Raw genomic sequence first — 20748 nt, forward strand, 5'->3', positions numbered from 1 at the left:
CGGGGGATGGGCAATGCGGCGATCGGATTGGATGGGCGGATAGCGGACAGGTCAGTTTTGATTTTCGTTCGGTAATCGAACACATTCTGCAGGTCTGGCCCTATCGCCGGCAAGCCAGCTCCTACAGGCCTCTCGATCCTGTGGGAGATGGCTTGCCGGCGATAGGGCCGATGCAATTTTCAGAAAGAGCCTAGGCTTTGTACGAAATATGTGCGCTACGGCACGCAATAGTGCATTGCCGCAGTGTAGGTGTTGCTGACAGACAAATTGATGCAAGGCAGCTGTGGTTTATGTTTTTTATTTTATGCCACCAAGTAAGGTGAAGTCAATCGGGCATGAAGGGGGTCATTGAGAAACACTTATACCCCCAATCCACATACTCTCTAAACCCCCACCTTAAAATCTTAGACATATCCTGCGCTGACAAGCCGAAATCTGAACGAGCTTTCAAAAGGAGATCCAATACATCCCCCCCATTATCTATCCCAGTCACGCCAGGCTTTGTTTTGGCTTTTTCAATTGCCAGACTCGCTCGATTGACTATGGCTCGGTGCTTGCTCAACAAGGCGAGTGAAGGAGGGGTACGACCCATCACAATCTCCCTGAGTGCCTGCTGTCGCGAATAATACTTTACGAGTTTTTTAGTAGAAGGATGGTCAGCAAGAAACTGATCGGGAGTTATCCTCCCTTCGCTTAACCGTTCATGATACATTCGTCCCGGCCGGTGAGCCTCAAGCAACGTCAAAACCCCCGGTTCAGCCAATCTGAGCCCTGGGGGACCGTTTGGAATTGTTACATCGTCGAATGTAATGACTCTCTGTTTTATCAACGCTGTTCGCGCCTGAGAGAACAGTGTGGGAACCTTCACCGAGGGGGCCTACCCCGAGGGATCCCTTAGATTTACTGGATCCCCCTTGCAATAAGCATAGGGGTTAATACCGCCAGCCATGAAAGGGCTTAAATCGTCAGGCGATGTAAACCGCATCAGTCTCGGCCAATACACTCTTTTACCGTTACCAAGGTGATAACCACCGATCCAACCATCCAGCACCTCACCATTGAAATGGAGTGACAAGTGCTGAAGCATACCCACAGTAAATCCGTAAGGCGCATAAGCTGGCGAAGTCTTCATGACTGCCTCTCCCAAGCCCAATTCATCACGCTATCAATGACAAAACTAAATGTAAACTAGCAAAACTATCAGTTAACTCCGCGTACCTGTTACTGCACAGGCTGACAATCCATCAACAATCTGCATACCTGCTTCGGCCCTCCCCCAAAGGCCTATTCACAGGTGCTGAAAACTGTGCAAATCCTTGAGCGGGTTTACCCGCGAATAGGCCAGCACAGGCAGCACACCACTCAATGCACAGCCACATCCTGCCGCCCTGCCCACCCCTGGCTACGCGCGCGGTATTGCCGGGGGGCAATGGCAAACAACTCACGAAAACGCCGGTAAAAATGCGGGAAGCTGACAAACCCGCTGGCCACCGCCACTTCGGTCAATGACTTGCTGGTGTGCTGCAACAACTGCCGCGCATGAGTCAGGCGCAGCTCCAGATAGTAGCGCGGCGGCGTGGCCTGCACATGCCGGCGGAACAGGCGCTCCAGGTGCCGGCGGGACAAACCGGCATGCTCGGCGATCTCGTCGATACCGATCGGGTCTTCGATATTGGCGTGCATCAGTTCCAGCGCCAGACGCACACCTTTCGGCAGGCTGGGGTCGATTTCCGGCGCGCTGGCCGGTGCATCGCTCATCACCCGTGCCCGATCACAGGCCAGCATCTGCTCCACGGCGCGGCGCAACGGTACACCGCCGCGCTGTTCGAGCATGGCCAGCATCATGTCCAACGCACTGCTGGCACCCGCGCAGCTCATGCGCCGGCGGTCCAGCACATGGGCCTGGCGGCTGATGCGCACTTTGGGGAACAGTTCGCTCATCATCGCCCGGCCATCCGGGTGGAAGGCGCAGTCGTGGTCGTTGAGCAGGCCGGCTTCGGCCAGGAAGTAAGCGCCGTTCCACAAGCCTCCCAGCTGGCAACCGTGCTGATCAGCCTGGCGCAGCCTGGCGCGCAGTTGCGGCGCGGTTTCCAGGCGCACACGGAAGCCGCCGCATACCAACAGGCAGTCCAGCCCTTGCAGGTCCAGGTCGAACAGCTGGGTACTCACCGGCAAGGCGATACCCAGGTCGCTCATCACCTGCTCACCCTCGCCCACTACCTGAATCTGGAACAACGGCGTGGCGCTCATCAGGTTGGCGGTGACCAGGCTGTCCATGGCCGCGGTGAAGGCCATCATCGAGAAGTGCTCGCGCAGGACGAAGGCCACGCGCTGGCAGGGCATTGACAGGGTGGTGCGGATGGCAGGGTCCAGGTGGGCCAGGTTGGAGTTCTTGAGGATGCTTTCGAAGTGGCTCATGGTTTTACTCAACAGCGAAAAGTCGCGTTGGCTTGTTCGCGGTCTCGCCCGCGCCCACAGGTGTTGCACAGTTTTAAAAACCTGTGGCGGACCTGTGGGAGCGGGCAAGCCCGCGAAGAAGCCAACGCTGATGGATCAGGTTACTTACCGGCCTGCGCCGCCGCATCACGGGAGGCTTGCAGCCACTGGTCGAACTGCTGGCGATGCGCCTCGACCCATTCCTTGGCATGGCGGGTGATGTCGGCAGGCTTTTTCTCGCCCTTCTGCATCTTCAGGTTCTGGTTGCTTTCGTCATCGGTGCTGATCTGCACCAGCGACAGGAACTTCACCGCAGCCGGGTTCTCGTCGGCAAAGTCCTTGTTCAGCACAGCCACGACTTTGTCGATGGCAAAGCCCAGATTCTTGCCGTGATACGTGGTATCGACATCGTTGTTGCCGTCAGGCAAATCGGTTTTCGGCACTTCCAGCCAGACCACATCCTTGCCCTCGACCAGCACGCTGGCGATCCACTGCGGCACCCAGCTGAAGTACAGGATCGGCTTGCCTTCCTTGAAACGGGTGATGGTGTCGGCCATGAGCGCAAAATACGAACCCTGGTTGACAGTGACGCTCTTGTCCAGGTCATAGGCCTTCATATGGTGGGAAATCACCAGCTCGCAGCCCCAGCCCGGGTTGCAGCCAGTCATGTCGGCCTTGCCGTCGCCGTCGGTGTCGAACAGCTTGGCAATTTCCGGTTTCTTCAGGTCGGTGATGTATTTGATGTTGTACTGGTCAGCGGTTTTCTTGTCGATCAGGTAGCCCTGGGCAACCCCCGGCAGAATGTTGCCGGTCTTGACCATCACGTCGTCACCACCGGCCTGCTGGTAGAACTTGTCGTGCAGTTTCTCCCACAGGTGCACGGTGAAGTCGGCATCGCCGTTGGCCAGCGCCACCATCATCACGCCGTACTCGGTCTCCTTCGGCTCCTGCACCTTGTAGCCCAGCTCGCGCAGGCCTTCCATGGCCACTTCGCCACGGAAGCGCTCTTCGGCAATGGAGGGGAAAATCGGCGTTACCTTCACCCCATCGCCGGGTTTTTCCGCCGAGGCGTGAGCGACCAGCGCGGCGGCCATCAGGGTCAGCGCCGTGGCGCATTTGAGGATGCTGCGGGAGAACTTGGATTCGTGCATCGTCGCTTACCTTCTTCTGATTTTTATCTTCAAGTGCGGCAGATCGAACGCTTCAAAAGTCTTGCAGTGCTCAGGCAGTCTTGCGCCGCCCTTGCGGTTGCCCTGCGCCACACAGGCGCATCACCACGCCTACCGGGCCGGTGTGGTACCAGCGCAGGCTCGGGTCGGCGCTGGTGCGCGCGCCCATGGCCTGGGTCAGGCGGTCAAGGAAAATCGCCAGCAGCACCAGCCCCACCCCGCCTACGGTGGCCAGACCCATGTCCAGGCGGCCGATGCCGCGCAGGACCATCTGGCCAAGGCCGCCCACGGAAATCATCGAGGCAATCACCACCATCGACAGCGACAGCATCAGGGTCTGGTTGAGGCCGGCCATGATGGTCGAGGTGGCCAGCGGCAGTTGCACGCGGGTCAGCATCTGCCGTGGCGTGCAGCCGAAGGCCCGGGCGGCTTCGATCTTGTCTTCCGGCACCTGGCGGATACCCAGGTTGGTCAGGCGCACCAGCGGCGGCAGGGCGAACACGATGGTGACCAGCACCCCGGGCACGTTGCCAATGCCGAACAGCATCACCACCGGTACCAGGTAGACGAACGCCGGCAGGGTCTGCATGGCGTCCAGCACGGGGCGGATGATGCTTTCCAGGCGATTGCTGCGGGCGCAGACGATACCCAGCGGGATACCGATGACCGCGCAGAAGAACACCGAAGTCAGCACCAGCGCCAAGGTGGTCATCGACTCCGACCACACCCCGATCAGCCCGAGCAGGGTCAGGGTTACGAAGCACAGCAAGGCCATGCGCTTGCCTGCCAGTTGCCAGCCCAGCAGCGACGAAAGAATGATGCCGATAGTGGGTGGAATGCTCTGCAGGGTGAACTCGATGCCGTTGAGCACCTGGTCGATCGGCCAGCGGATGGCGCGGAACACCTCGCGGAAGTTGTGCACCAGGAAGTTCAGGGTGGCGGTGACCCAGTCACCCAAAGGGATGGTGGCCGCCTGGAACGGGTCGAGAAGGCTGAATTCGGACATGAGGGCTTACCTCTTTGTTGTTTTAGTTGCGGCTCAGGGTCTGCAGCAGCTCGTTCTTCGACAGCGTGCCCTTGAAGGCGCCCTGGCGATCGAGTACCGGTACCGGGTAAGGCAGGTCGGCGGCGATGCCCAGTACCTCGTGCAGCGGTGTGTCGGTGTACACCGGGCGCTGCTCGTGCAGGCTGTAGCGATCACTGGCGGTGGCGCCGTTGGCGTCGGTGTCGACCACGCCCAGCAGCTGCCCGCGGTCGTCGACCAGGTAACCGAACGGCACGCCGGCCTGAAAGCTCGGCGCCTTGCCGTTGACCTTGCACACCACTGCCGGGTCCCACTTGGCCACATCACCGGCCTTGAGCACCCGTGAGCTGTCGAAACTCTTGAAGAAGGTACGCACGTAATCGTTGGCCGGCTGGTTGATCAGTTCTTGCGGGGTGCCGATCTGCACCACGCGGCCGCCCTCCATGATCGCGATGCGATGGCCGATGCGGATGGCTTCCTCGATGTCGTGGGAAATGAAGATGATGGTGCGCTGCTGCTCGGCCTGCAGGCGCATCAGTTCGCCCTGCATTTCACTGCGGATCAGCGGGTCGAGTGCCGAGAACGCTTCGTCCATCAGCAGGATGGTCGGGTCGTTGGCGAGCGCCCGGGCCAGGCCCACCCGCTGCTGCATGCCGCCGGACAGCTGGTGCGGGTAGCTGTGCTCGTGGCCAGCCAGGCCAACCTGGCTCAGCGCTTCGCGGGCACGGCTTTGCCGTTCGGCTTCAGGCACGCCGGCAATCTCCAGGCCGAAGGCGGTGTTTTCCAGCACGCTCATGTGCGGCATCAGGGCAAAGGACTGGAACACCATGCCCATTTCCTTGCGGCGCACGTCGAGCAGGGCTTTGTCCGAGAGCCCGGTAATTTCCTTGCCGTTGAGGTGAATGCTGCCGGAGGTAGGTTCGATCAGGCGGTTGAACAGCCGCACCATTGTCGACTTGCCCGACCCGGAAAGGCCCATGATGACGAAAATCTCGCCGCGTTTGACGGAGAAACTTGCATCGAACACGCCGACGACGTGGCCGGTCTTGCTGAAAATTTCGTTCTTGTCGGCGCCCTTGCGGAGCATCTCCATGGCCATGTTCGGATTAGGCCCGAACACTTTGAAGATGTTTTTTACCGAAAGAATCTCATCGGCATGGCTCATACGACCCTCTTTATTATGCTTATTAACCAATCTTTCAACATCGCACTTTCAATAAGGCGGGTAGAGATCAGTGCGAGTACGCTTGGCAGTCCGTTCAAATTCGAACGTGAGTCAAAACCGGCACGCAGAATGACCTGCTTCAAAATTATTCGACATCGATGTCACCAATGTCGCGCCGTGGCTTTAACGTTAAGCCCTGAACCAGAGCGGGTCCAACGACATTTGATTTACGCTAACCATTACCTGAAGTTATCAATCGGCGTGAAAGGCCCTGCGCAGAGCCTGCCGCCGCACCCTTGAATGCGGTAGCAGCCTTGTGCTGCGTAGATGCCGGCTCATACACTGGCGCCGTGGTGCCTGTACGGGCCTTTTCGCAGCACCAGGCTGCTCCTACGAAGAACCTCCCACTACCGACATGGTCAGACACTCCGAGCCCGATCAGACGCTGATCAAGATGCCCTCGCTGCGCGCGGTCAAAGTCTTCGTCGCTGCCGCCAAGTACCAGAACTTCACCCGCGCGGCCGAAGCGCTGTGCGTCACCCAGGCGGCGGTCAGCCGGCAGATCCGAGAGCTGGAGACCTACCTGGGCGCCGAGTTATTTACCCGCGTCGGGCGCGCGGTGGAGCTGACGGTGGCCGGCTCGATCTTTTTCGATGCGGTGCAGTTGTCGTTCGTCAACATTTCCCAGGCGGCCGAGCGCATCCGCAGCAATACCAACACCAAGCACGTGGTCACCTTGTGCTGTTCCCCGGCGTTCGCGGCCTTGTGGATGGGCCCCCGCATGTCCAGGTTCTTCGACGAGAACCCGGACATCGACATCAACCTGGTCACCACGCAGAACTTTCTGTCGATGGAGCCTGGCGTGCGCCCGGACATCTACATCACCAAGCTGGGCAAAGTGCAGGCGGGCTATCGCTCGCACCCGCTCAACCATGACGTGATCTACCCGGTGTGCACGCCGCAGTATCTGGCGCAGCACCCGGAAGTGCGCACCTTGCAGGGGTTGCGCGATGGCACTTTGCTTAACCTCAGCCCCTATGGGCGCTCGCAGGTGGCCGAGCATGTGGACTGGAACGTATGGCTGGCCTTCCATGACGTCGACCTGAAAAGCCGCGCCAACACGGCGCCGCACTTTTTCAATGCCAACGACTACAACCTGCTGGTACAGCTGGCCCTGGGCAACCAGGGCGTGGCGCTGGGCTGGCACCACCTGGTGGCGCCGCTGGTTGCCCAAGGGCTGCTGGTGAGGCCGGTGGAAGAGGAACTGGTACTCAAGGACACCTTCCATTTCCTGGCCTTCAATGAGGACAAGGAACATGAGTCCAGCTGCCGGCGGTTGCGTGACTGGTTGCTGGATGAGTTTCGGCCGTTGCTGGAATCTTTGCGCAGCCTTTGAACCCATAACCCCAGAAACAACTTGTTATCAAACCCTCCCCGCCATTCGGCTGCTTTCCCACATCAACCCGAGCGCATCTGCTAAAAAAGCTTCCATGTCCACCCTCTTCCTCATCCACCTGCGCCGCCGCTGGCTTACCTGGCTGTGCGCCAGCCTGCTGGTCATCGGCCTGCCCACCAGTTGCGCGGTCCTGCAGCACAAGGAACGCGAACTGGTGTTTCGCATCGAACCCGGCCAGGCCAGCTGGTTCCGCGGCCTGCCCAACGATGTGCAGGAACTCGACCTGCGCCCGCGCAGTTTCACTGACAACCAGAGCCTGCACGCCTGGTGGTGGCCGGCCAAACGCGCCAATGCCCCGGCTATCCTCTACCTGCACGGCGTGCGCTGGAACCTTACCGGCCAGTTGTTCCGTATCGAGCAGCTGCATGCCATGGGCTATTCGGTGCTGGCTGTGGATTACCGCGGCTTTGGCCAGAGCCGTGGCGGCCTGCCATCCGAAGCAACAGTCTACGAGGATGCACGCATCGCCTGGGAACGCTTCGCCCAGCTCCAGCCGGATGCCGGCAAGCGCCTGATCTTCGGCCATTCGCTGGGCGGCGCAGTGGCGGTGGAACTGGCCAGTGAGCTGGCGCGTGAGGCGCAAGAAAACGGTGCCAAGGCACCTGCACGCGGCCTGATCCTTGAATCCACTTTCACCTCATTGGGCGACGCCGCCGCTGCGGTCGCCAATACTTCACTCCCGGTACGCTGGTTGATGTCGCAAAAGTTCGACTCGCTGGACAAGATCAAGGATGTCGGCCTGCCGGTTTTGCTGGTACATGGGCTGGATGACCGCTTCGTGCCGCCGCGTTTCAGCCAGCAGCTGTTCGATGCCGCCCACCAGCCAAAAACGCTGTTGCTGGTGCCGGGGGCTACGCACAACAACAGCATGAGCCTGGCCGGTCAGCGCTACCGGCGTGCCATCCAGGCATTGCTCTGAAGTCACTGCACCGGCAAAAAGTTCATCAACAGCAGGCTTTGCGCGTAATTCAACCCGATCCGCCGATAGCGCTCATCCAGCAACTCGGCCAGCAAATCCAGCCGCGCGACGATTTTGCCGAACTCCACCGCAAAACTCAGGTTGCTGCCCTCCTCCGAAATCTCGTTGGAGAACAGCAATAGCACGCCATTGGCATCCTGCCGCTGGCTGAGCATCCACGTCGCCTTCTCGATATTGCGCGCCGCGTTGTTGATGAACAGCGGGTCAATGGTATCGGTCATGTAGAACTCGGTACGCCCACCGTGCGCGGTAATCAGCATGCTGCCGATGGCGTAGATGAAAGCACCGACGCGGTCACCGCGAAACTCCGGGCTCAGGGCGTAGCTCAAGGCCGCCAGGTCGCGGCGATTGCCCAATTGCGGCAAGGGTTGCCGCTGTTCGATGGCGATGCGGATCTGCCGCTCTGCGGTGGCGGCGTCGACGTAGCCAGACATCTTCCACTGGTTGGGGTTGCGCAGGTACAGCTTGTTCATCAGCAGGTACAGGCTTTGCAGGTTGTCGCGCATCGACAGCGTGGCCAGGCGGTCGACGCTGGTCTGGAACAGCTCGCTGGGCTTGCCGTTGCCGAACTGGCTGACGATGTCACGGCCTTGCTCGTGGGTGCAGGCGCCCAGGCATGTGAGAGCGCCTGCCAGCAGCAGGCGCGGGAGGACGTTCAGGTAGCTTGCAACCATCGGCACCGGGTCGATATTCGGCGGCTGTACTGGGGATCAGAGCAGCCTGGCCAAGCATAGAGCCCGGAAATCGGAAAAAGTGCAGTGGTTGGAGATATTGGCAACCTGTGCTGGCCTGTTCAGACACACATTCCTTACATGGCGTGACGCAACAGCTCCACCACCTGCGCATGCAGCACCGGGTCGCCACAGGCCACCACACACCCGCCATTCTGCGCGCTGCTGCCATCCCAGGCAGTGATCACCCCACCCGCCGCTTCGATGATCGGCATCAATGCCTGCACGTCATACGGCTGCAGGCTGGCCTCGACGATCACGTCCACAAAGCCCGACGCCAACATGCAGTAGGCATAGCAATCGCCGCCATAACGCATCAGCCGTGCCTTGCCGGCCACGGCCTCGAACGCGGCCTTGCGCTCGGCGCTGTCGAACATGTCTGGCGTGGTGCACATCAACGTGGCCGTGGCCAGGTCGGCACAGGCCCGGGTCTTCAGCGGTGTACCGCTGCGCCATGCGCCCTCCGGCGTGCCGACAAAGCGCTCGCCGGTGAACGGCTGGTTCATCACCCCGATCACCGGGCGCTCGCCATCGTTCAGGGCGATCAACGTGCCCCACAGTGGCAGGCCGGTAATGAAGGCGCGAGTGCCGTCGATGGGGTCGAGTACCCAGGTCAGCGGGCTGCTTCCAACTGCCACGCCAGCCTCTTCGCCGAGGATGCCATGCTCGGGGTAACGGGCCTGGATCAACGCACGCATGGCGTCTTCGGCCGCCTTGTCGGCCACGGTCACCGGGTCATACAGGCGCCCGCCCTTGTCCTCGACATCCAGGCTGGCGCGGAAATATGGCTGAATCGCCACAGCGGCAGCATCGGCCAGCTGCTCGGCAAAGGCACGGAATTCGCCGATCTGTTCAGCACTCAGGGACATGGGGCAGGCCTCGTGGCAATGATGGGGCCCGCATCATACCCGACAACCCGCACTGCGCCAGTCACTACACGGCAAGAGCCACTATAATGCCATTACCGCTGCGCCGATGCTGGACAAGCATATCGATGCGCTGCAACCCTGACCCGCAACCAGCGCCGCGCCGGTGCGGTGTCGCCGCTCGACCAGCCAGGCGCAGACCAGCGTCGACAGGACCCGGGCTGCGGTGGCCCGCTACAAGCGCCAAGTCGCCCAGGACATCAACCAGCTGACGCTGCTGGTGGGGGCAACCGTTGCCGACAATCTGGCGGCCCTGCCCGTGGCCGACGAGCAGATTGCCGGGTTGCCCGGCGGGCTACCTTCCGATCTGCAGCGAAGCCGGCCAGACATTCTTCCGGCGGAATACCAGCTGCGGGCGGCCAACGCCAACATCGGCGTGGCGCGGGCGGCGTTTTCCCTAGCATCAGCCTGACCGCCAACGCCGGTAGTACCAGCCCCGAGCTAAATGGCTTGTTCGATGCGGGCTCAGGCACGTGGTTGTTCCAGTCGCAGATCAGCCTGCCGTTCTTTACTGGTGGCAGGGGCGCTCCCTGTGGGAGATACCAGTGCGTAGTGAAAAAAAGCGTGAGCGGTTTTACCGGGCGCGCAGGGTCTAGACTGAACAGGATCAGGTAACCGGGGGGCTGCCACACGTGGAGGTGTGAGATGAGCCAGTTCAAGCGTCTGTTTGTCATGCTCGGCCCGCAGATGCGCCACACGCCAGCGCTGCAACGCGCGGCGGCGCTGGCGGAATCTTGCGGTGCGTTGCTGGATATCAACGTAGTCGTCGACGATGTCGACACCTTTGGCTTGATGAGTGACGGCCACGAACGTCAACGGCTGCTGGGCGATAACCGCCAGTGGCTGGCGGACCAGGCCGAGCAGCTGGGCAATGCCGGCCTGGACGTGTCCACCGAACTGCTGCTGACCCGCGACCCACTGGGCAGCGTGCTGCAACGGATAGAACTGCTGGGGTGCGACCTGCTGGTCAAGGATGTGCAACACGAACCGGTGCTCAAGCGTCTGCTGGTAACACCGCTGGACTGGCAGCTGCTCAAGGACAGCCCGGTCGCCGTGCACCTGGTCAGTGACATCCGCCTGCCCCTGCCCCGGCAGATCGCCGCCGCTGTGGACTTGAACAGCCTTGGCGCTGGCGAACACCTGGATGAGCAGGTGATCCACTGCGCCCATGCCCTGGCCCTGCAATGCAACGGGGAGCTGCACCTGGTGCATGTGTGCGATGCGGCCAGGACGCACATCGCCGACTTCGGTGCCGGTACGGTGACCATGCCCGGCTTCGAGGGCAGCGTGCGGACGGCGCAGCGGGCAGCGTTCAACCGGTTGGGCGACCATCACCAGATCCCGCTGGAACGCCGGCATTTTCTGGAAGGGGCTGCGATCAGGGCGATTGCACATTTTGTTGGCCACAGCCGGGTGGATGTGATCGTGATGGGCAGCCATCGGCATGACGCCATGCATACCTTCCTGGGCGGGACCACGGCGCATGTGCTGGAGCATCCGCTGTGCAATGTGCTGGCGATAAAGGGGGGTCGGTAAGGGAGTGGGGTTACAGGCTGCCGATTCTGGGGTCTTTGGCGAGTTGCATCAGGGCTGACAGGCGCTGAAAATGCTGTGGCAAGCACCTGTCAGCCCTGATGCAATCCCCGCGAAAACGCCCCGCCCCCGCGACCAATAAAACCCAAATCCCGCTGCTTGGTATCTGGCACACCAGTGCCACTTAAAAAGAATGCATTTGATAATGATTCGTAGTAGTTTCCCGGCACTATTCCACCCTTCCCCTAGCGCCCTACTTCAGGATCGTACCGTCGATGCGTCGAACGTTCGTTTCGCTTTGCGTGCTGCACGCTGTCTCCCCGCTGGCCTTTGCCGAGCCTGAGCCGCTCAGCGACCCCGCCCGCATAGAACTCCAGGCCCTGAGCATCACCGGCAGCGCCGACAGCGAGCGCGCCGACGGCCCGGTCGATGGCTACATGGCGACCCGCTCGGCCAGCGCCACCCGCACCGACACCGCCCTGCACGAAACGCCGCAGTCGGTCAGCGTGGTGCCCAAGGATGTACTGACCGACACCGGCGCGACACGGTTGCAAGATGGCCTGGACTACGCCGGCGGTGTCGGCCGCGCCAACAACTTCGGCGGCCAGGGCCTGACCACCTTCACCGTGCGCGGCTTCACCACAGGCGAGTTCTACCGCAACGGCTTCCCGATCAACCGCGGCTACCCCAACGCACCGGACGCCAACACCGTCGAGCGCCTGGAAGTGATCCGCGGCCCGGCCACCAGCCTGTACGGCCGTGGCGACCCCGGTGGTACGTTCAACGTGGTAAGCAAGCAACCGCTGCCCGAGTCGAAGGTGACCCTGGGCAGTCAGTTCGATGATCAGGGCATGCACCGGGCCACCCTGGACGCTACCGGGCCGCTGAACCAGGACGGTTCGCTGGCCTACCGCCTGAACCTGCTGGGCGAAGGCGGCGACAGCTTCCGTGACGACGTGGAAAGCGAGCGCTATGACGTGGCGCCGGTACTCAGCTGGCAGGTCAATGACAGCACCAGAATCGTCTTCGAGGGCGATTTCATGCGCAACAACCACCCGCTGGACCGCGGCCTCACCCGCTACGCCACCCAGACCGGCAGCGCATCGCGCGACACCTATATCTGGGAAAAAGGCAGCGACAACCTGCTGCACAACGACAACAACATGGCCCAAGTGCGTTTCGAGCACCTGCTCAACGACAACTGGACGCTGGGCGGTGGTTTCCAGTTCCTCGATGGCTCGCTCAAAGGTAACGCCGTGGAAGCCGATGGCGCACCGGCAGACGGCCGCACCCTGCAACGCAACTTCAACTACCGCAAGCTGGAATGGACCGACCGCGACTGGCAACTGAACCTGACCGGCCACTTTGATACCGGTGCGTTCAGCCACACCCTGCTGACCGGCGTGGAGTACGAGAACTACGACTACAACTCGATCATCCGCCGCTCCTCTGCTCCTTACCCGATAGACATCTACAACCCGGTGCTGGGCCAGCCCCGCCCGGCACTGGTGCGCACCACCACCTGGGACAAGGAAAACCTGCAGACCTGGGCCTTCTTCATTCAGGACCAGGTGGCGCTGACCGAGCGCCTCAAGGCCCTGGCGGGTGTGCGCTTCGAGCGCTTCGAGCATGACTACGACAACAAGCTGAACAATGCCGGTGATTTCGACAAGGGCGAAAACGGCGTGACCCCGCGCTTCGGCCTGCTGTATGACCTGACCGACACGGTCGCGGTCTATGCCAACACCGCGCGCTCGTTCAAGCCCAACACTGGCACCCCGGCCGGCGGTGGTGGCTTCGACCCTGAAAAGGGCAAGTCATACGAACTGGGCGTGAAGTGGGAGGCGCTTGACCGCCAGCTGAGCGTCGATGCGGCGGTGTATCACATCGTCAAGGAAAACGTGCTGACCCGCGACCCGGTCGACCCCAACTTCAGTGTCGCCGCCGGCCAGGTGCGCAGCCGTGGCCTGGATATCAACATCGCTGGCAACATCACCCCCGAGTGGCGTGTGATCGGCGGCTACGCCTATGTCGATGCCGAAGTGACCAAGGACAACCGCCTGCCTACCGGCACGCGCCTGGCAAACATTCCGCGCAACAGTTTCAGCCTGCTCAACACCTATGAGTTCCAGGACGGCTTCGCCAAGGGCCTTGGGCTGGGGATGGGAGTGAAATACGTGGACGACCGCAATGGCCAGACCGAGGCAGTGACCTACAACATGGACCAGTACACCGTGGTCGACCTGCTGGCCTTCTACAAAGTCAACGAGCACGTGCGCCTGAACCTGGACGTGAAGAATGTGTTCAACAAGGAGTATGACGAGGGGGCGTTCAACCTTTACGCCTATCCGGGGGCACCGCGGACGGTGCAGGCAGGGATTTCCTACACCTTCTGATGCAGGTGGGGCCGCTTTGCGGCCCCGGTTGTTCAGATAGCCTTACTGTAGAACAGCGAGTACGACTCGATGCCGTCGTTAGGCTCTTTGATCCCTGCGTTGGAGTAGTGCATCGCGCGGATCCCCACCTTCTGCTCCCCCGGCAGTTTCAGGCCAAAACCGATACGGTCCTCGAAGTTGACCGACGAACCCAGGCGCTGGTCACCCACCTCGGTCTTGGAAAACGCTGCCAGACCAATGCCGGCCTTGATATACGGGGTGTAGGTGAAACCGCTGAACTCGTAAGTGAACACCGGGCTGAACGACAGCGAATGCGCGCCACTGGCGTCACCACCCTCCCAGTAGGTATAGCCGGCATCCCAGTAACCGGTCACATGCCCGGTACTGCTTTCCAGCCACTTCGTGTCCCAGTCGAACGACAGGCCGATACGGTATGTCATGTCGCCCTGGCTGGTGGCCCCTACGGCGCCGGACACCTGCGCGGCCTGGGCCAGGTTGGCCCCGACACAGGCCAGCACTGCAGCGGCCAGCGAAGCTGCGAGACGGGTTTTCATCAACGACTCTCCTGATGGTCTACACGGCAAGCGGGGGCTCTGGCCCCTCGGTCTTATGCGGTGACTGGCGCATCCCGACCAGTCACACGGAGTAATACTTTTCCGATTATTGACCAGATAAACAGAAAGTTGAAAGTGAATTGCCACTATTGGCGAATTCACCACCCAAGCCCCGCATCGCCGGCAAGCCATGCGCCGTACTTGTGGGAGCCTGGCTTGTCGTGGCGACGAACCGCGGCGATGGGCCGCAAGGCGGCCCCTTTGCTTGACGGTCTGGCATTCACCCAAGCCCCTGCCCCGCAAGATGGCGATGATCAACGCCAGTTCAGGTTCACGGTCGCAGGCGCCTTGCCGCTCACGCTCACCTGTTGCTGTACCGTCTGACCTTGGGCGTTGCCGGTGACTTTGTACTTGCCTGGTGGCAACTGCACATACAGCAAAGGCCCGGCATCACTGACGCTGAGCACGGTTTGCCCTTGGGCATTGTCGATATCGACCGTGGCGCCACTCTGGAACTTGCCTTCCGGCCCGGTAGAGAGTTCCACGTGCAGGTCATAGCCCGGCAGCTTGCGCAGGGCATTGGCTTCATCCTGGCCGATACCGCCTTGCACATAGCGCACGCCGTGCTGTTCCTGCGGTTGCAGTTGCACCGCCTGCATGTCGATGGGCGCATTGAGGTCGGCAGCGGCGGCCAGGGTCCATGGCATGGCCAGGGTGATCAGCAGCGCCGCGCCAAGGGCATAGTGATGGTTACGCATGGTATGACCCTCCTTTCGAGGATGGCTTACCTAATATCTGATCCTCCAGGCGCAGCGGTGTTCGTGGGGATGCAGGGTCAGCTGAATGAAATTCGCACTTTAAGAAAAATAATGCTTTAAATCATAAAGCTACGCGATCTTCCTCAAGTAATTTCACAAACATGCTCAAACTGCGCGACACCGTGCCCCGGCGCCAGACCAGCCAGGTTTTCAGGTAACGGAAATCCTCCGACATCGGCCAGGCACTGACCGTGCTGCACCCTGGCATATTGTCGAGCATGCTGCGCGGCATCATGGCCAGGCCTGCGCCAGCGCTGACGCAGGCCAGCATGCCGTGATAAGACTCCATCTCGTGGATCTTGCCCGGCACCGCCTGGTCCTGCACGAACCAGCTTTCGAAGTGGTGGCGGTAGGAGCAGTTGGCGCGAAAAGCGTAGATGCTTTCGCCGTTCACATCCTGGGCGCGGGTGACGGGTGCGTGGTTGAGCGGCGCGATGACCATCATCTCTTCCTCGAACACCGGCATGCCTTCCAGCGTGGGGTGCAGCACGGGGCCATCGACGAACGCCGCCACCAGCCGACCAGACAGCACGCCTTCGAGCATGGTCCCGGAAGGCCCGGTGGACAGGTCCAGGTCAACCTTGGGGTAGCGCTGGTTATACGCCGCCAGCAAGGCTGGAATGCGCACCGCCGCCGTGCTTTCCAGCGAGCCGAGGGCGAAGGTGCCCTGCGGATCATCACCGGCCACGCTCAGCCGTGCTTCATGCACCAGGTCGAGGATGCGCCGGGTGTACTCGAGAAAATTCCAGCCAGCAGGCGACAGGCGCAGACGGCTCTTTTCGCGAATGAACAGCTCCACGCCCAGGTCTTCTTCCAGCTGCTTGATGCGCGTGGTCAGGTTCGACGGTACCCGATGGATGTGCTGTGCGGCGGCGCTGATGCTGCCGTGCTCGGCAACGGCCTTGAAAATCTCGAGTTGCACCAGGTCCACGGCCTTTCTCCAAACGTGAATGTTTCGCTCATTATTATTCAGTTTTCATTAAACCCATAGCCCACTAGTCTGGCGTCACCTGATTAACAACAACGAGAGTGTCCCGCCATGAGCGCGATCAGCAGCCTGACCCACGCCATCTCCCTCGACCCGTACAGCGGCGAGCAGATCGGCGCCTACCCGTTCGACACCGACGCCGCACTGGAGGCGGCGCTGCAACGTGCCAAGGTCGGCTACCGCCAGTGGCGCCAGGTGTCGCTGGGTCAGCGCAGCGAGTACTTGCTGGCCCTGGCCAGCACTCTCGAAGCCAAGGCCGAAGCGTTCGCGCAAATGATCAGCCGCGAAATCGGCAAGCCCGTCGCTCAGGCCCGTGGCGAAGTCAGCAAATGCGTCGGCCTGTGCCGCTGGTACGCCGAACATGGCCCGGCCATGCTCGCCGCCGAGCCGACCCAGGTTGAAAAAGCCCGCATCGAATACCGCCCGCTGGGCCCGATCCTTGCCGTGATGCCGTGGAACTTCCCGGTCTGGCAGGTATTGCGCGGCGCTGTGCCGGCGATTCTGGCCGGCAACACCTACGTGCTCAAGCACGCACCGAACGTGATGGGCAGCGCTTACCTGATGGGCGAGCTGTTCAAGGATGCCGGCCTGCCGGAAGGCGTGTTCGAGGTGCTGAACGTGACCCCGGACGGCGTCACCCGCGCCATCAACGACCCGCGCATCGCCGCCGTGACCCTGACCGGCAGCGTGCGCGCCGGCATGGCGATTGGCGCCCAGGCCGGTGCCGCGCTGAAGAAGTGCGTGCTCGAGCTGGGAGGTTCCGACCCGTTCATCGTGCTGGCTGACGCTGACCTGGATGCTGCCGTGCAGGCGGCAGTCATTGGCCGTTACCAGAACACCGGCCAGGTCTGCGCTGCGGCCAAACGCCTGATCGTCGAAGAAAGCATCGTCGATGAATTCACGCGCAAGTTCGTAGAAGCCACGCGCCAGCTGAAACTGGGTAACCCGCTGGAAGACGACACGTACATCGGCCCGATGGCCCGCTATGACCTGCGCGACGAGCTGGATGGCCAGGTTCAGGCGACCCTAGCCGAAGGCGCCACCCTGCTGTTGGGTGGCAGCAAGGTCGAAGGCGTGGCCAACTTCTATGCACCGACCGTGTTCGCCAACGTCACCCCAGAAATGACAGCATTCAAGCAGGAGCTGTTCGGGCCGGTGGCGGCGATCATCACCGCGCGGGATGCCGAGCATGCCGTGGAGCTGGCCAACGACAGCGAGTTCGGCCTGGCTTCGACCATCTACACCGCCGACTATGCACTGGCCGAGCGCATGACGGCAGCGCTGGATACCGGTGGCGTGTTCATCAACGGCTACTGCGCTTCCGACCCCCGCGTGGCGTTTGGCGGTGTGAAGAAGAGCGGGTTCGGGCGGGAGCTGTCGCACTTTGGTGTGCGTGAGTTCACCAATGCCCAGACGGTGTGGCTGGATCGTAACTGATTCAAGGCCAGGGGGCCGCTTTGCGGCCCATCGCGACACAAGGCCGCTCCTACAGGACACTGATGCTGGGCGCTCCGCGTACCCTGCTGAATCAGTAAGTTATGTGAAGCTGCGAGGCCCCCAGGACCTCAATCCCGAACCTGGTCCTTGACCCAGTCCAGCATCCCCCCCGGCACGATCAGCTCATGCCGCGCCCGCGAACAGGCGGTATACAAGCCCGCCAGCATCCGCGCCCGTTCATTGCGGTTGCCCGCCACCTGCGGCGGCACCATCAGCTCTGGCGACACCATCACCCGGGCAAACTCCATGTTTTTCACATCCCGTACCCGCCCCAGGAACAGCTTGGGCGCCTTGTCCCAGCGGTAGCGGCTCTTGGCCTTGGCAAAGTGCTCCGGCGTATAGCCCTTGCGCAGCATGGTGGCCACGGCAACGAACGCCTTGTCATCACCTTTGTCCTGCTCCAGCGCCTGCCAGCTGGCATAACGAAACAGCATCGGATGGCGCGGCCGTGTGCCATGCCGGTACAGCTCGATGCAGTCCTCGACGAACAGTTCGAAGTCCTTGCGGGCGCTTTGCAGCAACACGAACGGCACGCCTTGGTGAGTCAGGCGCTGAAACCAGCCAAACAAACCCCATTCGTCATCGACAATCAGCGCCGTGGGCTGCTCCGGCACCGTCACCGTGTCGAAGAAACTGACCCGGGTGTAATGCTCGGCGCTGCCACTGAATGCCGCCTGGATCGCCGCCGGATGTGCCTGAATCAGTGGGTTCAGCACATTGTCCATCGCCGGGCCGGCACGCAGTGAGTGGTCGATGCAGCGTTGCCGGATGAAGCTGCCATGGTGCGCGCTGAGGCCATTAAGGTTCTGCAACTCGTCGCCCAGAGCGATGATCGACTGCGGGCTGCGGTCGAGCACGGCAAGCATCGGTGCCGACAGCTCGTGGGCCTCGTCGACGATGACATGGCTGTAGCGGCTGTCGATCACATAGCCCGTCAGTGCAAGCAGCTTGACCCGATGATAATCGCGCACCGGCAGCTGGATTTCCCGCGCCGACGGGCGAATCAGCTCCTGCCAGTACTGCCGCGCCTTCTCCAGCAGCACTTCCTGGTCCAGTGGGTGCGTGCCCGGCCCGGCCCATGGCAGGTGGTGCAACTGCAACTGGGTGTCAGCACTGTGGCAGAACGTGCGCACGGCGCGGATGCACAAGCCAACCACATCGCGAGCGGCCAGTGGCCCGATATCAGGAATCGCCAGCCATTGCGCCACCTGCGCGTCCTGCGGGCGCCACGAGCGCTTTGTGCGGTAAGGGTCACGCAGGCGCCAGCCATTGCTGGTGAGGTCACGGTTCAGCAGCTCGTCCGCCAGCTGACCGAAGGTGAGCGCGGTGTACGCTGTGGCGTCCTTGACCCGCGCCTGCAACGCCCGCAACTGGCCCTCGGTAAGGGCCAGCAGCAACGTGCGCTGCGGGTCGAGCAGGCGGGCGAACTGGTGGATCAGGAAGGTCTTGCCAGTGCCGGCGAAGCCCTGCACTGCCACCGACTCGTCGATACCACTGAGAAATTCGCGTAACAATCGATTCTGCTGGTCGCTGAGTTTCAGGTCACTGGCCAAGGCCGGCAGGGACACAGGGTGCAGCGGTGTGGCGCGTTGGCGGTACAGGTCAGCGAACTGGAAATTCCACTGGCCCTCGGCATCCAGCAACTCTTCAGCCTTGTACTGCACCTCGGGGGACAGCAAGGCGATACCGTTTTCGCCCAGCATGCCCAGGCCCATGGCCAAGGCTTCGTGATCGAAGTGCTGCGCCACCTGCCCCTGGAAGCGCCCGGGTGCCGCGCTTTCGACTTCATTGGCGATGCGCACGATTTCGGCGAAACGGCGCTCTTGCGCATCTGCCGAGGCGGTGGCGGGCTGGCGCGGCAGGTTTTGCACGAACAGCACGGCGGCAGCGTCCAGGACGCTGGCGGTGGTGAAAAAGTCAGTGGTGGGTTCGCTGGCGAGGCGGTCGGCCTGGTCGCTGGGCAAAGGCAGGTAGAACATCGGCACCTCGGGTGGAAACAGGACGGCACCATAGCAATTTTCGCGGTGCAATGCTGGTCTCAGTGTTGCCCGGGGCGGCCTCTTCGCGGGTGAAACCGCTCCTGAATGTAACGCGCAGAGGCAGGTAGCACGGGCACCCGGTTCAACCCCTGCCGCGCTTCAACGTCTCGTTCGGAAACTCCTTGAACAACTGCCGGTAACTCTCTGAAAACCTTCCCAAATGCCAGAAAGACCAGCGCATCGCCACCTCGGCTACGGTCACGTCCCCACCGCGCAACAAATCACGCCGCGCACCGTTGAGCCTGCGCAATCGCAGCCATTGCGCCGGCGGCATGCCGGTAAATGCCTTGAACGCCTGCTGCAGCTGGCGCAGGGAAACCCCGGCAACCTCCGCCAGCTCCACCAGGTTGAGCGTTTCCTCCGGGCAATCGGCGGCCCATTCACTGACCCGGTGCATGATCGCCCGTTCTTCGTCACGTCGCCCCAGCGCCACGCCCTGCAAGCGCTGGCAGGCGTTGTCGAGGATGAACAGGCAGTCCTCCAGCAGTTGCTCTGCCAAGGCCTGCCCCTGCAGCGGGCAATCGGCCTGGCTGAGGCGGGTCAGCGTGGCACTCAACCAGCTGCCGAACAGCGCATTCTGCCCGCTGCCAAGCGGTACCATGAACAACCCTTCCAGGCGCTGCGGGTCCAGCCCATGGTCGGCCAGGAAGCCCTGGTCGAATACCACGGCCACTTCCTGGTAGTTCTCCGGGGTGATCCAGATATTGCGGCTTTGTTCGTTCAGCAGGTACAGGCTGTTTTCGCTGCGGTCGAAACAGAACGCCAGTGAGCCGCTTGGCGCGCGAAAAAACTGCTCGACGCGAGTATTCAGCCTTTCTTCGTACACCTCCACGCCCTCAAGCCCCAGGCAACGCAGCTCGCCGCTGAAATGCCCCGGCGACATCTGCCGGTACTGTTGCTGCCAGCCAGGGGTGGCCCGCACTTGCTCGGTAACGTCGGTGGTGTGGTAAGCCTGGACCTGCAACGCATTGGCGGTTGTCACGCATTGTCCTGTGTGCACTCTTATGGTGCATTCGATGCCGAAGAAAGTGGATAGA

18 protein-coding genes and 1 pseudogene are annotated in these 20748 nt (G+C 61.8%); 6 read left to right on the plus strand and 13 right to left on the minus strand.

Annotated elements, in window-relative coordinates; translation table 11 throughout:
* Positions 1–325: 325 nt before the first annotated feature.
* The 6 genes from AC5O5I_RS14345 to AC5O5I_RS14370 form a co-directional block, all read right to left on the minus strand.
* On the minus strand, positions 326–592 hold the full coding sequence (locus tag AC5O5I_RS14345; protein WP_494510993.1) for a hypothetical protein: 267 nt from the start codon (positions 590–592) through the stop codon (positions 326–328).
* A 285-nt stretch (positions 593–877) separates the two neighbouring features.
* On the minus strand, positions 878–1132 hold the full coding sequence (locus tag AC5O5I_RS14350; RefSeq protein ID WP_494510994.1) for an RHS repeat-associated core domain-containing protein: 255 nt from the start codon (positions 1130–1132) through the stop codon (positions 878–880).
* A 230-nt stretch (positions 1133–1362) separates the two neighbouring features.
* Complete coding sequence (locus tag AC5O5I_RS14355) at positions 1363–2418, minus strand: GlxA family transcriptional regulator (protein WP_494510995.1); 1056 nt, start codon at positions 2416–2418, stop codon at positions 1363–1365.
* A gap of 140 nt (positions 2419–2558) precedes the next feature.
* Positions 2559–3587: a glycine betaine/L-proline ABC transporter substrate-binding protein ProX gene (gene proX, locus AC5O5I_RS14360; RefSeq protein WP_494510996.1), complete on the minus strand. Its 1029-nt coding sequence runs from the start codon at positions 3585–3587 to the stop codon at positions 2559–2561.
* A 70-nt stretch (positions 3588–3657) separates the two neighbouring features.
* On the minus strand, positions 3658–4611 hold the full coding sequence (gene proW / locus AC5O5I_RS14365) for a glycine betaine/L-proline ABC transporter permease ProW (protein WP_494510997.1): 954 nt from the start codon (positions 4609–4611) through the stop codon (positions 3658–3660).
* 22 nt (positions 4612–4633) lie between these two features.
* Positions 4634–5794: a quaternary amine ABC transporter ATP-binding protein gene (locus tag AC5O5I_RS14370; protein ID WP_494510998.1), complete on the minus strand. Its 1161-nt coding sequence runs from the start codon at positions 5792–5794 to the stop codon at positions 4634–4636.
* Positions 5795–6209: 415 nt separating this feature from the next.
* Here AC5O5I_RS14370 and AC5O5I_RS14375 point away from each other — a divergent pair, with 415 nt between their 5' ends.
* Positions 6210–7190 carry a LysR substrate-binding domain-containing protein gene (locus AC5O5I_RS14375; RefSeq protein ID WP_494510999.1) on the plus strand — a complete coding sequence of 327 codons (981 nt, stop codon included), beginning with the start codon at positions 6210–6212 and terminating at the stop codon, positions 7188–7190.
* A 94-nt stretch (positions 7191–7284) separates the two neighbouring features.
* Positions 7285–8169 carry an alpha/beta hydrolase gene (locus AC5O5I_RS14380; RefSeq protein ID WP_494511000.1) on the plus strand — a complete coding sequence of 295 codons (885 nt, stop codon included), beginning with the start codon at positions 7285–7287 and terminating at the stop codon, positions 8167–8169.
* 2 nt (positions 8170–8171) lie between these two features.
* On the opposite strand, the gene AC5O5I_RS14385 is transcribed toward AC5O5I_RS14380, so the two are convergent.
* Together AC5O5I_RS14385 and hisN are read right to left on the minus strand one after the other, a co-directional pair.
* Entirely contained in the window at positions 8172–8903 is a 732-nt protein-coding gene (locus AC5O5I_RS14385) for a hypothetical protein (protein ID WP_172233025.1), read from the minus strand.
* Between the two features lie 134 nt (positions 8904–9037).
* On the minus strand, positions 9038–9829 hold the full coding sequence (hisN, locus tag AC5O5I_RS14390) for a histidinol-phosphatase (RefSeq protein ID WP_494511001.1): 792 nt from the start codon (positions 9827–9829) through the stop codon (positions 9038–9040).
* Positions 9830–9997: 168 nt separating this feature from the next.
* On the opposite strand from hisN, the pseudogene AC5O5I_RS14395 reads away from it, so the two are divergent.
* The 3 genes and pseudogenes from AC5O5I_RS14395 to AC5O5I_RS14405 all read left to right on the plus strand — a co-directional run.
* A pseudogene (locus AC5O5I_RS14395) lies at positions 9998–10405 on the plus strand (TolC family protein); the annotation flags it as partial.
* 126 nt (positions 10406–10531) lie between these two features.
* The gene (locus AC5O5I_RS14400; RefSeq protein WP_172286444.1) at positions 10532–11422 is read left to right on the plus strand and encodes a universal stress protein; all 891 of its coding nucleotides are present in this window, start codon (positions 10532–10534) and stop codon (positions 11420–11422) included.
* A 272-nt stretch (positions 11423–11694) separates the two neighbouring features.
* Positions 11695–13815 carry a TonB-dependent siderophore receptor gene (locus AC5O5I_RS14405; protein WP_494511002.1) on the plus strand — a complete coding sequence of 707 codons (2121 nt, stop codon included), beginning with the start codon at positions 11695–11697 and terminating at the stop codon, positions 13813–13815.
* A 32-nt stretch (positions 13816–13847) separates the two neighbouring features.
* On the opposite strand, the gene AC5O5I_RS14410 is transcribed toward AC5O5I_RS14405, so the two are convergent.
* The 3 genes from AC5O5I_RS14410 to ptrR all read right to left on the minus strand — a co-directional run bounded on the left by AC5O5I_RS14410 (position 13848) and on the right by ptrR (position 16118).
* Positions 13848–14369, minus strand: a complete 522-nt coding sequence (locus AC5O5I_RS14410) for an acyloxyacyl hydrolase (protein WP_494511003.1) — start codon at positions 14367–14369, stop codon at positions 13848–13850.
* Positions 14370–14683: 314 nt separating this feature from the next.
* The gene (locus tag AC5O5I_RS14415; RefSeq protein WP_172230206.1) at positions 14684–15127 is read right to left on the minus strand and encodes a flagellar hook assembly protein FlgD; all 444 of its coding nucleotides are present in this window, start codon (positions 15125–15127) and stop codon (positions 14684–14686) included.
* 121 nt (positions 15128–15248) lie between these two features.
* Entirely contained in the window at positions 15249–16118 is an 870-nt protein-coding gene (gene ptrR, locus AC5O5I_RS14420; protein ID WP_494511004.1) for a putrescine utilization regulator PtrR, read from the minus strand.
* A gap of 108 nt (positions 16119–16226) precedes the next feature.
* Between ptrR and AC5O5I_RS14425 the strand changes: the two genes are divergently transcribed.
* Entirely contained in the window at positions 16227–17612 is a 1386-nt protein-coding gene (locus AC5O5I_RS14425) for an aldehyde dehydrogenase family protein (protein ID WP_172288362.1), read from the plus strand.
* A gap of 128 nt (positions 17613–17740) precedes the next feature.
* Here the strand turns inward: AC5O5I_RS14425 and AC5O5I_RS14430 are convergent, their stop codons facing one another.
* Together AC5O5I_RS14430 and AC5O5I_RS14435 are read right to left on the minus strand one after the other, a co-directional pair.
* Complete coding sequence (locus tag AC5O5I_RS14430; protein ID WP_494511005.1) at positions 17741–19651, minus strand: DEAD/DEAH box helicase; 1911 nt, start codon at positions 19649–19651, stop codon at positions 17741–17743.
* Positions 19652–19793: 142 nt separating this feature from the next.
* Positions 19794–20693 carry a helix-turn-helix domain-containing protein gene (locus tag AC5O5I_RS14435; protein ID WP_172231716.1) on the minus strand — a complete coding sequence of 300 codons (900 nt, stop codon included), beginning with the start codon at positions 20691–20693 and terminating at the stop codon, positions 19794–19796.
* Positions 20694–20748: the final 55 nt, after the last annotated feature.

The organism is Pseudomonas sp. 9_2_1, assembly GCF_059295275.1.

Coding starts and splice junctions, on each gene's coding strand:
- AC5O5I_RS14350 (WP_494510994.1), bottom strand. CDS start 1,132: ATGAAGACTTCGCCAGCTTATGCGCCTTACGGATTTACTGTGGGTATG.
- AC5O5I_RS14355 (WP_494510995.1), bottom strand. CDS start 2,418: ATGAGCCACTTCGAAAGCATCCTCAAGAACTCCAACCTGGCCCACCTG.
- AC5O5I_RS14400 (WP_172286444.1), top strand. CDS start 10,532: ATGAGCCAGTTCAAGCGTCTGTTTGTCATGCTCGGCCCGCAGATGCGC.
- AC5O5I_RS14375 (WP_494510999.1), top strand. CDS start 6,210: ATGGTCAGACACTCCGAGCCCGATCAGACGCTGATCAAGATGCCCTCG.
- AC5O5I_RS14345 (WP_494510993.1), bottom strand. CDS start 592: ATGGGTCGTACCCCTCCTTCACTCGCCTTGTTGAGCAAGCACCGAGCC.
- AC5O5I_RS14405 (WP_494511002.1), top strand. CDS start 11,695: ATGCGTCGAACGTTCGTTTCGCTTTGCGTGCTGCACGCTGTCTCCCCG.
- AC5O5I_RS14385 (WP_172233025.1), bottom strand. CDS start 8,903: ATGGTTGCAAGCTACCTGAACGTCCTCCCGCGCCTGCTGCTGGCAGGC.
- AC5O5I_RS14430 (WP_494511005.1), bottom strand. CDS start 19,651: ATGTTCTACCTGCCTTTGCCCAGCGACCAGGCCGACCGCCTCGCCAGC.
- proX (WP_494510996.1), bottom strand. CDS start 3,587: ATGCACGAATCCAAGTTCTCCCGCAGCATCCTCAAATGCGCCACGGCG.
- AC5O5I_RS14415 (WP_172230206.1), bottom strand. CDS start 15,127: ATGCGTAACCATCACTATGCCCTTGGCGCGGCGCTGCTGATCACCCTG.
- AC5O5I_RS14370 (WP_494510998.1), bottom strand. CDS start 5,794: ATGAGCCATGCCGATGAGATTCTTTCGGTAAAAAACATCTTCAAAGTG.
- AC5O5I_RS14425 (WP_172288362.1), top strand. CDS start 16,227: ATGAGCGCGATCAGCAGCCTGACCCACGCCATCTCCCTCGACCCGTAC.
- hisN (WP_494511001.1), bottom strand. CDS start 9,829: ATGTCCCTGAGTGCTGAACAGATCGGCGAATTCCGTGCCTTTGCCGAG.
- AC5O5I_RS14410 (WP_494511003.1), bottom strand. CDS start 14,369: ATGAAAACCCGTCTCGCAGCTTCGCTGGCCGCTGCAGTGCTGGCCTGT.
- proW (WP_494510997.1), bottom strand. CDS start 4,611: ATGTCCGAATTCAGCCTTCTCGACCCGTTCCAGGCGGCCACCATCCCT.
- AC5O5I_RS14380 (WP_494511000.1), top strand. CDS start 7,285: ATGTCCACCCTCTTCCTCATCCACCTGCGCCGCCGCTGGCTTACCTGG.